Source organism: Geothrix sp. PMB-07 (assembly GCF_030758935.1).
Classification (GTDB): Bacteria; Acidobacteriota; Holophagae; order Holophagales; family Holophagaceae; genus Geothrix.
In genome coordinates, this window is sequence record NZ_CP132333.1 from 3616870 (window position 1) to 3632297 (window position 15428).

12 protein-coding genes and 1 riboswitch are annotated in these 15428 nt (G+C 65.1%); of the genes, 8 read left to right on the forward strand and 4 right to left on the reverse strand.

Annotation, left to right across the window (positions count from 1 at the left end):
* The first annotated feature begins 16 nt into the window (after positions 1–16).
* Entirely contained in the window at positions 17–547 is a 531-nt protein-coding gene (locus Q9293_RS15775; RefSeq protein WP_306248188.1) for an SRPBCC domain-containing protein, read from the forward strand.
* 2 nt (positions 548–549) lie between these two features.
* Here the strand turns inward: Q9293_RS15775 and Q9293_RS15780 are convergent, their stop codons facing one another.
* Positions 550–954, reverse strand: a complete 405-nt coding sequence (locus tag Q9293_RS15780) for a nuclear transport factor 2 family protein (RefSeq protein WP_306248189.1) — start codon at positions 952–954, stop codon at positions 550–552.
* A gap of 100 nt (positions 955–1054) precedes the next feature.
* Between Q9293_RS15780 and der the strand changes: the two genes are divergently transcribed.
* Positions 1055–2635, forward strand: a complete 1581-nt coding sequence (gene der, locus Q9293_RS15785; protein WP_306248190.1) for a ribosome biogenesis GTPase Der — start codon at positions 1055–1057, stop codon at positions 2633–2635.
* A 427-nt stretch (positions 2636–3062) separates the two neighbouring features.
* Positions 3063–5405, forward strand: coding sequence for a M4 family metallopeptidase (locus tag Q9293_RS15790; RefSeq protein ID WP_306248191.1), 2343 nt, complete (start codon positions 3063–3065; stop codon positions 5403–5405).
* A 49-nt stretch (positions 5406–5454) separates the two neighbouring features.
* Here Q9293_RS15790 and Q9293_RS15795 read toward each other — a convergent pair whose 3' ends face one another.
* Positions 5455–7146, reverse strand: a complete 1692-nt coding sequence (locus Q9293_RS15795; RefSeq protein WP_306248192.1) for a DNA repair protein RecN — start codon at positions 7144–7146, stop codon at positions 5455–5457.
* A gap of 48 nt (positions 7147–7194) precedes the next feature.
* Positions 7195–8166, reverse strand: coding sequence for a right-handed parallel beta-helix repeat-containing protein (locus Q9293_RS15800; RefSeq protein ID WP_306248193.1), 972 nt, complete (start codon positions 8164–8166; stop codon positions 7195–7197).
* Between the two features lie 64 nt (positions 8167–8230).
* Here Q9293_RS15800 and Q9293_RS15805 point away from each other — a divergent pair.
* Positions 8231–9381, forward strand: a protein-coding gene (locus Q9293_RS15805; protein ID WP_306247757.1) for an IS3 family transposase whose coding sequence is annotated in 2 segments (ribosomal slippage) — positions 8231–8483 and positions 8483–9381 — 1152 coding nt in all. Because the reading frame shifts where the segments join, the coding sequence is not laid out codon by codon here.
* Positions 9382–9404: 23 nt separating this feature from the next.
* Here the strand turns inward: Q9293_RS15805 and Q9293_RS15810 are convergent.
* Complete coding sequence (locus tag Q9293_RS15810; protein WP_306248194.1) at positions 9405–10718, reverse strand: glycosyl hydrolase family 28-related protein; 1314 nt, start codon at positions 10716–10718, stop codon at positions 9405–9407.
* A gap of 162 nt (positions 10719–10880) precedes the next feature.
* On the opposite strand from Q9293_RS15810, the gene Q9293_RS15815 reads away from it, so the two are divergent.
* The 4 genes from Q9293_RS15815 (at position 10881) to Q9293_RS15830 (ending at position 15411) form a co-directional block, all read left to right on the forward strand.
* A complete protein-coding gene (locus Q9293_RS15815; protein WP_306248195.1) occupies positions 10881–11879 on the forward strand; it encodes a PLP-dependent cysteine synthase family protein in 999 nt (332 codons plus the stop codon).
* A gap of 130 nt (positions 11880–12009) precedes the next feature.
* The gene (locus tag Q9293_RS15820; RefSeq protein WP_306248196.1) at positions 12010–12972 is read left to right on the forward strand and encodes an alpha-ketoacid dehydrogenase subunit beta; all 963 of its coding nucleotides are present in this window, start codon (positions 12010–12012) and stop codon (positions 12970–12972) included.
* A gap of 123 nt (positions 12973–13095) precedes the next feature.
* A riboswitch (SAM riboswitch) is annotated at positions 13096–13199 on the forward strand.
* 65 nt (positions 13200–13264) lie between these two features.
* Positions 13265–15133, forward strand: a complete 1869-nt coding sequence (locus Q9293_RS15825; RefSeq protein ID WP_306248197.1) for a bifunctional homocysteine S-methyltransferase/methylenetetrahydrofolate reductase — start codon at positions 13265–13267, stop codon at positions 15131–15133.
* A complete protein-coding gene (locus Q9293_RS15830) occupies positions 15127–15411 on the forward strand; it encodes a 2Fe-2S iron-sulfur cluster-binding protein (RefSeq protein ID WP_306248198.1) in 285 nt (94 codons plus the stop codon). The genes Q9293_RS15825 and Q9293_RS15830 overlap by 7 nt, the downstream gene beginning before the upstream one ends.
* The last annotated feature ends 17 nt before the right edge of the window (positions 15412–15428 follow it).

Below are 15428 nucleotides of genomic sequence, written 5' to 3' on the forward strand. Positions count from 1 at the left end.
CTTCCATGGAGGATCCATGAGCACCGATGCCCTGCCCAAGCCAGATTTCCGCGCGCCCAACACCTCGAAGCGCCCGCCTCGGGCCGTGGCCGACGGCCCCGGGGGAATGATCCTCGCGGTGGCGGAAGTGGCCGGTTCACCGGAGGAAGTCTTCCGCGCCCTCACCACGGACGAGATCGAGCGTTGGTGGCGCTGGCCGGGCCTCTACCACCAGAAGGACTGGAAGGCCGAGCTGCGCGTGCAAGGCCCCTGGAGCGTCACTGTCGAACTCGCAGACGGCGGCCAAGTCCGGGCCTGGGGCGAATTCTGCGAAGTCGATGCCCCGAGGAAGCTCGTCATGACCCGCCGCTTCGATGCCCACCCTTTCCTCGGGGATCGCGAAACCACCATCACCTACCACTTCGAGCCAACTCCGACCGGCACCCGCATCACCGTGCGGGATGAAGGATTCATCGGGCGAGCCGAGGCCGCCAACGGCAATGCGGAAATTTGGGAGAAAGTGTTGGGCTGGCTGGATGCCCATCTGGCTTCAGCCCAGACGGCCTGACCTTAGTCGTTCAGCGACCACATCCGCAGGATCTTCCCGGCTTTCACCTGGTAGATCACCACGGCTTCCAGGGGCGGTTTCCCCATCCGCCCCTTGATCCGCTCCTTCTGGATCACGAAGTCGCCCGCGACCATCTGCGCCTCGGCAGAGGCGTGCAGATCCGGATTGGCCTTGAACCGCTCAGCATAGAGATCCCTCAGCTTCGCCTTGCCGAAGGGCGCCGTGGGCCCGGCAGGCACCTCCCCCACCTCCAGTTCTTCAGCGAAGAGGGCTAGGAAGCCCTCCAGATAGTGGGCATTGAACAGCTCGATCTGACGTCCCACCACGCCCGTGGGGCTCAGCACCTTGGGTGTGGGGGCCGCCAGGGCCAGGGCCGGGACCAGCAGCAGGGAAGAAACACGACGCATGGGGGCTCCCGGGGATGAGAGCATCACTCTAGCGGCCCAGCGGAAATCCGTCCGTGCCCTTTCGTCCTATGCCCGATAGACTGAAAGGCTTGGAACTCATATGAAACTGCCTCTCGTCGCCCTCTGCGGACGCCCCAACGTGGGGAAGTCCACCCTCTTCAACCGGCTCACCCGCACCCGGGCGGCGCTGGTCCACGACCTGCCGGGCATGACCCGCGATCGCAGCTACGGGCGCGTCACCTGCCTGGGCGAAGAAGGCGAGGCCGAGGAGGTCTTCGAGCTGGTGGACACCGGCGGCCTGGATTTCGAGGGCGATGATGTCATCACCCAGGGCATCACCCGCATGGCCGAAGCAGCTCTCGCGGAAGCCCACGTGGCCATTCTCTTGGTCGACGGCCATGACGGCCTCACGGCCGGCGATGAGGAGATCGCCTCGCGCCTGCGGCGCCAGGGCAAGCCCATCCTCCTCGTGATCAACAAGCTCGACGGCATGAAGGGCGGTGCCCCGGATGCCGGCTTCTACAGCCTGGGCTTCGACGAGGTGCTGTCCATCTCCGCCGCGCATGGGGCCGGAGTCCCCGAGCTCATGACCGCGCTGCGGGCCCGCCTGCCCTTCCACCGCACGCCTGACGAGGCCGAGACCCACGAGCTGGGCGACGAGCGCCGCTTCGCCCTCATCGGCCGCCCCAACGTCGGCAAGTCCTCGCTGGCCAACCGCCTGCTGGGCTACGAGCGCAGCCTCGTGAGCGATGTCGCCGGCACCACCCGCGACACCGTGGACACCATCCTCCATGTGAAGGACAAGGTCTATCGCCTCATCGACACCGCCGGCATCCGCAAGAAGGGCAAAACCCACGAAGGCGCCGAGAAGCTCAGCATCCTGAAGGCCAAACAGGCCATGGCCCGGGCTGACGTCAGCCTGCTCCTGCTGGATGCCGTCGAAGGCGCCACCCACCAGGATGCCGTCATCGCGGGATATGCCCAGGAGGCAGGCGCCGCCGTGATCCTCGTGGTGAACAAGTGGGATCTGGTGGAGAAGGACACCTACACCATCTACAACGCCGAAGAGGATCTGCGCCGCAGCCTGGGCTTCCTGCACCACGCACCCATGATCTTCCTGTCGGCCCTCACCGGACAGCGCGTGTCCAAGCTGTTCGGCATGATCGACGAGCTCGCGGATGCCCATGCCAAACGCATCCCCACGGGTGAAATGAACCGCTTCCTGCGGGAATCCGTCGGCGCCATGAGCCCCCATGTGGTGGACGGCAAGCTGCCCAAGCTCTACTTCATGACCCAGGTGGGCGTGCGCCCCCCCAGCTTCGTCATCAAGGCCAACACCGATCGTGGCCTCCACTTCAGCTACGTGCGCTACCTGGAAAACCGCCTGCGCGAGCAGTTCGGCCTGGCCGGCGTGCCCTTACGCATCAGCGTGCAGAAGAAGCAGAAGGGCGAGGGCGAAGAGGCCGAAGTGGCCCCCGTGCGCCGCATCCTCGATCCCGGCGAAGGTCTCAAGCCCTCCCGCAGCAATGAGGCCCTAAAGGCCCAGCGGGTGGACAAGGTCAAGCCGCGTCCCCGGCCCAAGAAAAAAGAAGGTCCACGCCCAGCCGACAAGCAGGCTCCGCGCAAAGGGCCCGGTGGACCACCCAAACGGGTGCGCCAGAAGTCCACCAAACGTCCCTGATTCCGCCCGGGAACCAGATCTGTCGCGAAAGCCCAGCTTAAGGACGTGTTTTCATCCATAAAAGGATCTAGATGCGCCAAGACGGGACTTGGGAAACATGCATCAGATGGCGATATTCACATCACACGAGGCAGTTATTCGCCTTGAAATCGCCTCACAAATAAACAATAAACAGCCTCATGGTTGTTTATTAAGATATTTATTTATAGTTTTTATACACAATAAAATCACATAGAAACGATTCTCAAAAAAATTAACAAGCATTAACTTGAGGGAACCCATCTCAGGGCAGAACCTGACTGCCTCACCCCCGTTCTTTTCCTATACCACCCAGGTTGCCGCGGAACCTCCGCAAGGCTCTGGAGCCGGCCAGGCAGGAAGAACCTGGGCGGCGGCAAACCATCTTCCCCCTCCTTAGGAGTTGCCCATGGCGACTTTCAAGGGCCGTATGGCCCTCTCTTTGGTCACCGCGACGCTGGTCGCCGGTTCCCTGCTGGCCAACGCCCCCCAGGAATCCCTGCGGGTCCAGGCTTCCACCAACCAGCTCCTCGCCCAGCGTGCCGTGCTTGGCCTGGACGCCGACCATGACTTCAAGCTCCGCAGCTCACACTCCGACCACCTCGGCCAGACCCATGCCCACTTCGCCCAACATTACAAAGGTGTCCGGGTTTTCGGTGGCGACGCCATCACCCACACCGGCCCCAGCGGCCAGGAACTCCCCCTGACCAACGCCCTGCACAAGGGCATCAACTTGAATGTGGCCCCCTCGATCGCCGGAGCGGAGGCCCTCGCCATCGTCCACCAGCACCTGAATCCCCGGGGTTCCTACACCTACGAACCCACCGCCGAACTGGTCGTCTTCCCCGTCACCGCCACGCGCATCCTGCGTCCCCAGGGCCGCCCCACGTCGGAACTCGACGCCACCATGGTCCACGAGGATGTGGTGGGCTACCACCTGGCCTATCACGTGCAGACCGTGCTGCTGAGCAAGGCTGATGGCTTCTCCAAGTACGATTTCATTGTGGATGCCCACACCGGCGCCATCCTCAAGCAATGGGACAGCCTGGAGACTGCGGCCTCCAGCGGCACGGGCAATTCCCAGTACAACGGCACCGTCACCATCCAGACCAACAGCACGGGCACGACCTACGAGCTGCGGGACATGACCCGCGGCACCGGCGGCCAGTTCGGCGCCAACGCCGTGACCAACATGAACCACACCGGCGACCAGAACACCGGCTCACCCACCCTCATTGGCACCCTCTATACCGATGCCGACAACACCTGGGGTGACGGCGCGAACTACGTCTCCGGGGGCAGCACCACCAACGCGAATGGCGAGACGGCTGCCGTGGACGCCGCCTACGGTGTGGCCCAGACCTGGGACATGTACAAGAACGTCCTTGGCCGCAACGGCATCGACGGCACCGGCAAGGCCACCTTCAGCCGCGTGCACTTCTCCACCAGCTTCGACAACGCCTTCTGGCTGGACCAGTGTTTCTGCATGTCCTACGGCGATGGCAGCTCCTTCAAGGTGCTCACGGCCCTCGATGTGGCCGGCCACGAGCTCAGCCACGGCGTCTGCGCCACCACCGCGAACCTCACCTACTCCGGCGAGTCGGGCGGCCTGAACGAATCCAACTCGGACATCTTCGGAACCATGGTGGAGTTCTATACCCGCAGCGGAGGCGGCACCACCATCGGCAACACCGGAGGCAACTGGACCATCGGCGAGCAGCTGGCCAGCACCCCGCTGCGCTACATGTACAAGCCCAGCCTGGACGGCACCAGCCCCGACGCTTGGTCCTCCAGCATCGGCAACCTCAACGTGCACTACAGCAGCGGCCCCAACAACCGCATGTTCTACTTCCTGAGCCAGGGCGCCACCACCACGGGCAACACCAGCACGACGTACCTGCCCAACGGCATGGCCGGCATCGGCAACGACCACGCTGCCCGCATCTGGTTCCGGGCCCTCACCACGTACATGACCTCCAGCACCAACTACGCGGGCGCCCGCGCCGCCGCCATCAGCGCCGCCAAGGATCTCTACGGCGCGGGCAGCGCCGAAGAACAGGCCGTGTGGAACGCCTTCCACGGCATCAATGTGGGCGCGGCCTGGAGCGGATCCACTGACACCACGCCCCCCACCGCCACGGCCTCCGAATCCGGCACCACGGGCACCATCACCCTGTCCGCCACCGCCTCTGACAACGTCAGCGTCACCAAGGTCGAGTTCTACATCGACGGGGCCCTGGTGGGCACGAGCACCACCTCGCCCTACAGCGTCACCTACAACTCCGCCAACCTGGCCAACGGCACCCACAGCCTGGTGGCCAAGGCCTACGACGCCGCGGGCAATGTCGGCTCCTCCAGCGCCGTCAGCTTCTCCGTCAGCAACACCACCGGCGGCACCACCTACAACGAAGTGGAGAGCAACAACACCCGCGCCACCGCCAATGTCGTCGCCGACAACGTCACCAAGATCGTCGGCTTCATGAGCAGCACCAGCGACATCGACTACTTCAAGCTGAACGTTCAGCCCGGCAAGACCATCACCATCAACATGACCGGCCCCTCGGGCGTGGACTACGACCTCTACTTCCTCAACAGCAGCGGCACCACGCTGAAGAGCAGCCTGGGTTCCACCGCCACCGAGACCATCACCTACACCAACACCTCGGCCACGGCCACGGTGTTCTACATCAAGGTGATCGCCTACGCCGGCTCCAGCACCACCACACCCTACAACCTCGCCCTCACTCGCTGAGGCTTCCTGCTTTGAGAAACGGGGCCGCGCTTGCGGCCCCGTTTCTGATTCAACCTTCCAACAGTACCTTGGCGTGTTCCAAGGCCTCGGCCCGATCAGGATGGCCCGACAGCAGCCGCGCCAATTCGCGAGTGCGGGACTCCCCCGCCACCCAGCTGAGGGCGCTGCGGGTGCGCCCCCCTTCGGTCTCTTTGCTCAGGCGCCCGTGGCGATCCGCCCGGGCCGCCACTTGGGCCAGGTGGGTCACGGCCAGCACCTGATGGGCCTTGCCCAGTTCGGCCACGGCCTTGCCCACGGCCAGGGCCGTCTCACCACCCAGGCCTGAGTCCACCTCGTCCAGCACCAGGGTGAGGCCATCGCGCCGGTCCGCAGCTGGGGAACCCAGCGACAGCCCTGCCCCCACCAGGGCCAGCATGAGGCGGCTCAGCTCACCGCCCGACGCGATCTTGGCCAGGGGCCGGAACCCCTCACCCGGGTTGGGCTCGATCCAGATGGCCAGGGCCGAGAAACCCGTGGCCGTCACGCGAACGGAGCGCCCGCTTTGCTGGACAGGACTGCCCGATTCCTCGGACAGGGACAAACGCAACTGGATGCGCGCCCCCTTCATGCCCAGGCGGCCCAAGCGCTTCTGCACCTCCGCTTCCAGCTTGGGGATGGCATCCGCGCGTCGTCCGTGCAGGGCTTCGGCCTTCGCCCGGTAGGTTTCCGCCACCTTCGCCAGCGCCCGTTCCAAATCCTTGAGGGAGGCCTCGCCCGAAAGCAGCGAGCGCTGTTCCTCGCGCAGAACAACCATGCGACCGGGCAGTTCCTCAGGCTCGCAGCGCTGGCGCCGCGCCAGGCGCTCATAGAGGGCCAGGCGCGCCTCCATGGCCTCAATGCGATCAGCCCCGGCCCCCGCCCAGCGCTGGGCCTGATCTTGGGCCAGGGCCAGCAGATCCTCCAGCTCCAGCACAGCGGAGCGGAGGCGATCCTGCTCGACGGCGGCGTCGGGCCAGTGGGCCACGGCGCGCATGAGGGCCTTGTGGGCCAGTTCCACCTGGGGGACGCCCTCGTGCAAGGCTTCTGCCGCTTCCCGGAAGGCCTGCTCCAGATACACCGCGTGGCGCAGGGGTTCGCGATCTTCCTTGAGCTGGGCCCATTCGCCGGGTTTGGGAGCCAGCTTGTCGAGATCTGCCAGGGCTTCGGCCAGTTGCTCCAGGCGCTGCTCGCGTTCAGCTTCGCTGCGGCGCCGGGCCTTGAGGGCCGCCTCCGCCTCGCGTACGGCGGTGGCTTCACCTTCCAGGGCAGGCTCCAGGCCCAACACCTCATCGATGAGCGCCAGGTGCCGGTCCTCGCCCAGCAGGGACTGATGATCGTGCTGGCTGGTGAGCCGCATCCAGAGCCGACCCGCATCGCGCAGGTCCGCAAGCGAGCAACTCGCACCGTTGATCCAGGCCCGGCTCCGGCCCGAACCCACCTCGCGGCGCAGCACCACGGGCTGCTCTTCGGGCAGGCCCCGGTCGGCCAGGAAGGCCTGCCAGGCCTCGAAGCGGCCCTCCACCACGGCCTCCACCGTGGCCCGGTCCGAACCATGCCGCACCAGTTCCGCATCCCCCCGGGCGCCCACCAGCAGCGAGAGGGCATCCACCAGCAGCGATTTGCCCGCGCCTGTTTCGCCCGTGAGCACCGTGAAGCCCGGCCCCCACTCCAGGGACAGGTCTTCCACCAAGGCCAGATTCTGGATGCGGAGCGAGGCGAGCATCCGACCAGTCTAGCGGGGCCGACAACTGGCATCTCGACAGAGAACGTCCTAGTTGCTGCCGTTCCCGCTCTGCGTGTTGTCGCTGATGGTCACCGTCGAATCCGCCACGATCTGCCAGATGCCAGGACCGACGTTGCCGGTCACCGTGTTCCCGGTGATGGTGGACCCCCCGCAGTCGGAAATGAGGATGCCGATGCCCGTCCAGTATTCCGATCCCGGCACCCGCAGGGTTCCCTTCACCGTATTGCCCTTCACCAGCGTGTGGGTGGCGTGATCGGTCAGGCGAATCGCTTCGCCGGTGTTGTTCAGAACCTGGTTGTTGGTGACCTGAACCCCATCGAAATCCGTGATGTTAATGGCCATTTTGTACCCGCCATCGGCGGGATTGAGCCCGTTTCCGCTCACCAGGTTCTGGTCAAAGATGAGGTTCGTTCCAAAGGCTGATCCCACGAAGGGGGTACCGCACTGAAACGCACCCCCTGCATTGTTCGTGAGGGTGCAGCCGGTGATCGTGACGTTGTTCGCGGTTTCGCCGTCGTTTGGCTCCACATTGATGCCCTTCTCCGGAGGGGTCCCCGTGGTGTTCTTGAAGGTCGATTGCCTCACCACCATGCCATCCACGCTGGTGATCGATATCCCCTGGCGACGGTTGTGATCTGCGGTCACATTGCACAAGGTCACGCGGGTGCTCTTGAGGCCCACATAGAAGCCATCCCCCCAGCAGTCCTGAATGGTGAGTCCGTCCACCACCACCTGGTCGGAACCATTGATGGCAAGACCCATTCCCCACTCGCCGCTTGAACCCTGGTGGGCGCTCCGGTCTCCGAGCAGGGTTCCCCCCACGATGGTCACGCGGTTGGCGTTCCTGACGCTGAGGATTTCATAATTGGCAGAGGCGTTGGGAATGGCCTTGAGGATGGCGCCCGATCCAAGGCGCAAGGTGAGGTTGCTCCCCACCAGGATCCCGGAACTCCCCCGCGCCACCGCGTTGACCATGTAGGTGCCATCCGGGATCAGCACCTGACGTGCCCCCGAGAAATAGGTCCAGCGAGAATGAGACTGCCCCTGTCCAAAGGAGGACAAGTTGCAGGCCAAACAATTTTCAGAGGAACAGATCATCCGAGCATTGAAACGGCATGAGGCTGGAGAGAAGGTTCCGGATTTATGCCGTGATTTGGGGATTTCCAAACAAACATTCCACCGATGGAAGGCGAAGTTTGGGGGGATGGAGGTCTCTGACGCTCGTCGGCTGAAGCAACTGGAGCAGGAGAATGCGCAGCTGCTGCGGCTCTTGGGAAAGCGGGAGTTGGAGATTGAGGGGATGAAGCACCTTCTATCAAAAAAATGGTGAGGTCCGGCGCACGAAAGCAGGCCGTTCGAGAGCTGGTGCAAGGCCAGTTCGTGAGCGAGCGCCGGGCCTGCATCCTGCTCGGGGTGACGAGATCGGCTTACCGCCGACCGAGCACCCGCGTGGATTGGACGGAGCTACGCAAGCGGTTGATAGAGCTGGCTGGGGAACGGAAGCGGTTCGGCTATCGGCGGCTGCATATGCTGCTTCGCCGGGAGGCCTTCCCCGTGAATGTGAAGCGGATCTACCGGCTCTACAAGGAGGAGGGCCTGTCGGTTCGGAAACGAATTCGAAAGCGGCTAAAGGGGGGAATGCGGAGAGAACTGCGAGTTCCGACCCGGCCGAATGAGCAATGGGCCATGGACTTCACCTCGGATGCCCTGGCCGATGGCCGTTCGATCCGGACACTGAACGTTGTGGATACCTTCACGCGGGAATGCCTGGCCATTGAAGTGGACACAAGTCTTCCCAGCCTTCGGGTGGCTCGAGTGCTGGAACGGATCATTGATGAGCGGGGCCGCCCAGAGATCCTTGTAACGGACAATGGTCCCGAGTTCACCAGTCGAATCTTCGATCAGTGGCGCCACCAACAAGGCATCGAGCACCATCTCATCCAACCCGGAAAGCCGATGCAAAACGGGACCTGCGAGAGTTTTAACGGACGGTTCAGAGACGAATGCCTCAATGAGCATTGGTTCGCCAGCCTGCGAGAAGTTCGAATCATCACGGAAGACTGGCGTCATGATTACAATCACTACAGGCCCCATGGCCCTCTGGGCGGAATAACTCCCATCGAAGCAGCGCGTCGTTGGGATTCACTCCAGTCGCCTACGGCTCCTTCCGCGAATCCCAACGAGATCCTTTTCAACCCAGTAGGCTCATCCTGATTGGACCTAATCTCGGGGGCACGTCACACCGTTCCCCCCGAACCCGCCATGGCATTCACCGCCGCCTGGATGGCCGCGGTGTCATCCGTCGATCCATCCCCTTTTGCGCCATAGGGGGCATTCCGTACGTTCACCACCTGGGCGGAAGTGGGCGCAGGAGCACATCCCGTCTGCACGGAGATGGCCGAAACCCCGGATTTCGTGGCATCGGCGCTGCTGGTGGCGGTCACCACATCGCTGCCGATGCTGCCGGGCGCCGTGTAGAGTCCCTTGGTGTCGATGTTTCCACGCTGGGCGGACCACGTGACGCCCGGACTAAAGGCCCCGGTGCCCGTAACCGTGGCCGTGAACGTTTTCTGTTCGCTGGCACCAAGGATCCAGGACGCGGGACTGACCGTCACGCCCGTGATGGTGGGTTTTCCCGGATCAGGCGGCGTGACGGTCACCGCCGCGATGCCCGTCTTGGTGTTGTCTTGCACGCTGGTGGCGGTCACCAGGTCACTGCCACTGGTGCTGGGCGCCGTGTAGACACCCGCGCTGGTGATGCGGCCCCGCAGCGCTGACCAGGTCACCGCGGTGCTGTACGAACCCGTTCCCGAAACAGTGGGCGTGAACTGGCCCTGGGCTCCAGCGGTCAGGCTCAAAGTCCCGGGGCTCACAGACACCCCAGTGACGCTGCTTGAGGTGCCGGTCACCGTGACACTGGCCGTGGCGTTTCTGGAAGGATCCGCGGCACTGGTGGCCTTGATGGTGTGACCGCCAGGGGCCGTCGGTGCCGTGTAGGTGACCGTAGCACCGGTGCCCGCAAGGGTTCCCGCTGAGGCATTGCCTCCAGTGACACCATCCACGCTCCAAGTCACGGCGGCATTGGTGGTGCCACTCACCGTGACGGTAAAGGCCTGGGTGGCTCCAGAAGCAAGGGTGGCCGTCACCGGATTCAAGGACACCTGAACCAGAGAGGCCGTGACGGTCACATCCACTGAAGCGCTTTTGCTGGGGTCCGCCGCGCTCGTGGCCTTGATGGTGTGGGCGCCTGCCGTCGCCGGTGCGGTGTACGTCGCGGTGACGCCCGCTCCGACCAGCGTCCCCACAGTGGTGTTGCCACCGACCACATTGTCCACCGTCCAGGTCACGGCGGTGTTGGCCGAACCGCTCACGGTGGCCGTGAAGGAAACCGAGCCCCCCTGGGTGATCGGGGTCTTCGGATTCGCATCCAGAGTGACACTCACCGAGGCCGCTGAACCTTTGGCCGGAACGCTTTCCCCGCCGCAGCCCAGCCCAAGCACCACAGCAGCCACCAGTCCCCAAATCGGCGTATGGACATTCCTGATGCGCACGGGAGACCTCTTCTGCGGCGGGTAGATCTCTTAGAAAAATAAGTGAAAACATGGATTCATAGAATCTTAATCCAAATTCAACGAATCACCAGTCCAAAGGCCGCTTCCATCGGCCCAGCCTCCCGGCGCACCGCCGGTCATACTGGGTTCTTGGAGGAAGACATGCATTACCGGAAGCCCTGCGGCAGCGTCCTGGAGGCCATCGGCAACACGCCCCTGGTCCGGCTGCGTCGCGTCGTCGAGAACCTGCCGGTGGAGGTCTTCGCCAAACTCGAGTTCATGAACCCCATGGGCAGCAGCAAGGACCGCATCTCCAAGTACATGATCGAGGCCGCCGAACGCGACGGCCGCCTGAAACCCGGCGACATGATCATCGAAAATTCCTCGGGCAACACCGCCATGGGCCTGGCCCTCATGGCCATCCAGAAGGGCTACAAGCTCAAGGTGGTGGTGCGTGACACCATTTCGCAGGAAAAGCTGAACCAGCTGCTGGCCCTCGGCGTGCTGGTGCACAAGGTGGACACCAGCCTGCCGCCCGAGCACCCGGACAGCTACAACAACATCACGCCGCGCCTGGCCCGGGAAACGCCGAACTGCTACTTCCCCGACCAGCACGAGAACCGGGAGAACAACGCCGCCCACTACCACGGCACCGGCCCGGAAATCTGGGAGCAGATGGAGGGCCGCATCGACTACTTCGTGGCGGGCGCGGGCACCGGCGGCACCATTGGCGGCGTGGGACGCTACCTGAAAGAGAAGGATCCGAACATCAAGGTGGTGGCCGTGGACCCCATGGGTTCGGTCTTCTCGCCCCACTTCCGCGGCGAACCGAATCCGAAAGCCGCGCCCTACAAGCTGGAAGGGCTGGGCGACGAATTCCTCATCCACACCATGGACTTCAGCGTGATCGACGCCATGCACCAGGTGACGGACCGGGAGGCCTTCCAGCAGGCGCGGCGCCTGGTGCGGGAAGAGGGCATCCTCGGCGGCGGTTCCAGCGGCGCGGCCCTCTGGGCGGTGCTGCAGGTGGCCAAGACCCTCCCACCGCGCGAGCGGCCCGCCCGCATCGTCACCGTATTCCCCGATGGCACAGGCCGCTACCTCAGCAGCGTCTTCAACGACGAGTGGCTGGCGGAACGCGACCTGCTGGAGGAGAAATGAAGGGCTTTACCACGAAGACACAGAGGGCACTGGGGACCCCGGCCCCGCTGGCCCATGCACGGCGCCTCCGTAACACCGCCGTGGGTTCCGTGCCTCCGTGGTGTGTCTTGCGCCTGAAAGGGCGATCCGCGTGAGCGCCTTCTCTGGCACCTACGTCGAGGCCATCCGCCAAGCCCTCTTCGACGCCATGGAGGCCGATGGGAGGGTGTGCTGCCTCGGCGAAGATATTGGTGTCTACGGCGGCGCCTTCCGCGCCACGGAAGGGCTGCTGGAGCGCTTTGGCCGGGACCGCGTCCTGGACACGCCCATCTCGGAGCAGGCCATCGCAGGCGCCGCCATTGGCGCGGCCCTCATGGGCCAGCGGCCCGTGGCGGAATTCCAGTTCATGGATTTTGCGCTGCTGGGCTCGGATCTCATGGTGAACTTCGCCGCCAAGGCCCATTGGCGTTGGGGTGCCAGCGTGCCGGTGGTGTTCCGCGGCCCCTCGGGCGCAGGCAACGGCGGCGGCCCCTTCCACAGCCAGAACCCCGAGGGGCATTTCCTGGGCAGCCCCGGCCTGAAGGTGGTGGCGCCGGGCACCGTGCGCGATGCCTACGCCCTGTTGCGCGCCGCCATCGACGACCCAGATCCCGTGCTCTTCTTCGAGCACAAGCACCTCTACCGGCGCCTGAAGGATCAGTGGGAGGAAGCGCCCACCGCCCGCCTGGGCGAAGCCGCCCTGCGCAAGGATGGCGCCGCCGCTTGCATCGTCACTTACGGCGCTGCGCAGCACGTGGCCCTGGAGGCTGTGGCCGATCTCGACGTGGCCGTGCTGGACCTGCGCACCCTCTGGCCCCTGGACGACGCGGCCATCGAGGATCTGGCCCGGCGCACCCACCGCGTGGTGGTGCTCACGGAGGCCTCGCGCACCTACGGCCCCGGTGCCGAGCTGGCCGCCCGCATCGGCGAAACCTGCTTCCCCTGGCTGGATGCCCCCGTGCTGCGCCTGGGCGCGGCGGACATCCCCACGCCCGCCAGCCCGCCGCTGGAAGCTGCCTACCTGCCCAGCGCCACTTCAGTGCGCGCCGAGGTGATCCGACTGCTGGCCTGGTAGCCCCTGCTCCCTGGCGGCAGCGGCCGCGGCGAGCCACAGCCAAGCCTTGATTTTGCCAGCGGCGCCTTGACGGCGACCGCCTGCTTCATTCATCCTTGTGGCTTGATCTTTGGCAGTCCAAGAGCGTTATCCAGAAAGGTGGAGGGAAAGGCCCTGTGAAACCTTGGCAACCTGCTTACGCAAGGTGCCAATTCCTGCCCCCGGCATGTCCGGGGGGAAGATACCGAATGTTACAGACTGACCTTAGCCAACCTGGATGCCGATCAACGGACTGCCCTGCATAGGCGCATCCATGACCCATCCCACTTTCAGGCAGGCCCTTGAAGCTGGCGAGTGTTTCCTCTTCGACGGAAGCACGGCCACGGCCCTGCACGACCGCGGCATCACCCTGCAGCGCAGCTTCGAGGAGTGCAACCTCAAGTCGCCGGATCTGCTGCTGGCCATCCATGGCGAATTCCTCGCCGCGGGCGCCACGGTGCTCACCACCAACACCTGGGGCGCGGGCCGCCTGAAGCTGGCCGCCCGGGGCCTGGAGGGCGATCTCGACGCCATCAACCGCGCCGGCGTGGAGCTGGCCAAGCGCGCCATCGCGCAGCAGAACTCCCAGGCCTGGGTGGCGGGCTGCATCGGCCCGCTGGGTGTGCGCATCGAACCCTGGGGGCCCACCTCGTACGACGAGGCCCGCGCCACCTTCCGCGAACAGGCCCTGCCCCTCATCGAAGCGGGCGCGGACCTTCTGGTGCTGGAGGGCTTCGAGGATCTCAACGAGATCCATCAGGCCATCCTCGCCGTGCAGGAACTCAGCGATCTTCCCATCGCTGCACTCATGACCACCAACGAGGATGGCCAGGCTCTCTTCGGTGCCGAACCCGACTGGTTCATCAAGCAGCTTGACGGCTGGGGCGCCGACATGGTCGGCCTCATCGGCGGCAACGGCCCCGCGCCGCACCTGCGCCTGCTGGAACGTCTCAAGGCCGTCACCGCCAAACCCATCGCCCTCATGCCCAACCCGGGCCTGCCTCACATGGTCGACGGCCGCCTCATCTACGGCGCCAGCCCTGAGTATCTCGGCGGCTTCGCGGGACGCGCTCTCGCTGCGGGCGCCCGGGCCGTCGGCGGCTGCAGCGGCACCACGGCGGCGCACATCCGCGCCATGCGCAGCGCCTTCCGCCAGGAGCGCGCCTTCGTGCAGGGCGGTGGCGGCTTCGAGATCAAACCCCACGAACAGCCGCAGCCCGAGGTGCCCTTCCCCTTCCGCAGCCGCTTCAGCCTCAAGCTGGCCCAGAACGAGTTCATCCACACCGTGGAGCTGGTGCCCCCCAAGGGCATGGAGTACGACAAGCTGCTGGCCAAAACGCGCCAGTGCCGCGCCCTGGGTGTGGATGCCATCAACGTGCCGGATGGCCCCCGCGCCATGGCGCGCATGAGTGCGCTGGCCACGGCCCTCATCATCGAGCAGCAGGTGGGGCTGGAGACGATCCTTCATTACGCATGCCGCGACCGGAACCTGCTGGGCATGCAGAGCGATCTGCTGGGCGCTGCGGGCCTGGGTTTGCGCAATCTCCTGGCGGTTACAGGCGATCCACCGAAGCTGGGGCCGTACCCTCAGGCCACGGCTGTCTTCGATGTGGATGCCATCGGCCTGGTGAACATGCTCAAGCGCCTGAACACGGGCCTGGATCTGGGCGGCGCCAGCATCGGCAAGCCCACCTCGTTCAGCGTCGGCGTCGGCGCCAATCCCGTGGCCGCCGACATGGAGCGCGAGAAGGCCCGCTTCCGCTACAAGGTGGAGGCTGGCGCCCAGTGGGCCATCACCCAGCCCGTCTTCGATGCAGAGACCCTCTTCCGCTTCCTCGACTTCACGGAGTCCCTGGACAGCAAGGGCGGCCTGCCCATCATCGCCGGCATCTGGCCCCTCAAGAGCCTGCGCAATGCCGAGTTCATGGCCAACGAGGTGCCCGGCGCCTACGTGCCCAAGTCGGTGCTGGCCCGCATGGCCAAGTGGCCCAGCGGCGAGGATCAGCTGAAAGAAGGTCTCGACATCGCCCGCGAAGTCATCGAGCTCATCCGGCCCCGCGTCCGCGGGCTGCAGCTTTCCGCGCCCTTCGGCCAGGTCGAGCTGGTGGCGCCCCTGCTGCCCAAACTGGAGGCCCCATGGTGAAGGTCCATTTCCTCCTTGAGGACATGCTGGTGGAGGCCCCTGCGGGCACCTCCCTGCAGGCCATCGCCGACGCGGCGGGGGCCGACATCACTTTCGGCTGCCGCACCGGTTCCTGCGGAACCTGCCGTGTGCGGGTCAGCGAGGGGCTTTCCCACTGCAGCGAGGCGGGCCCCGAGGAACGCGATTTCCTGAAAGGCCTGGACGCCCCCGCTGACCAGCGCCTGGCCTGCCAGGTGGCCGTCCACGGCGACATCGCCATCGACTACCTGGGCCTTTAGCCACGGATGAACACAGA

Bases quoted from the DNA above. Each gene is read 5' to 3' on its own strand.
- Q9293_RS15795 (WP_306248192.1), bottom strand. From the start codon at position 7,146: ATGCTCGCCTCGCTCCGCATCCAGAATCTGGCCTTGGTGGAAGACCTG.
- Q9293_RS15830 (WP_306248198.1), top strand. From the start codon at position 15,127: ATGGTGAAGGTCCATTTCCTCCTTGAGGACATGCTGGTGGAGGCCCCT.
- Q9293_RS15825 (WP_306248197.1), top strand. From the start codon at position 13,265: ATGACCCATCCCACTTTCAGGCAGGCCCTTGAAGCTGGCGAGTGTTTC.
- Q9293_RS15780 (WP_306248189.1), bottom strand. From the start codon at position 954: ATGCGTCGTGTTTCTTCCCTGCTGCTGGTCCCGGCCCTGGCCCTGGCG.
- Q9293_RS15815 (WP_306248195.1), top strand. From the start codon at position 10,881: ATGCATTACCGGAAGCCCTGCGGCAGCGTCCTGGAGGCCATCGGCAAC.
- Q9293_RS15775 (WP_306248188.1), top strand. From the start codon at position 17: ATGAGCACCGATGCCCTGCCCAAGCCAGATTTCCGCGCGCCCAACACC.
- Q9293_RS15790 (WP_306248191.1), top strand. From the start codon at position 3,063: ATGGCGACTTTCAAGGGCCGTATGGCCCTCTCTTTGGTCACCGCGACG.
- der (WP_306248190.1), top strand. From the start codon at position 1,055: ATGAAACTGCCTCTCGTCGCCCTCTGCGGACGCCCCAACGTGGGGAAG.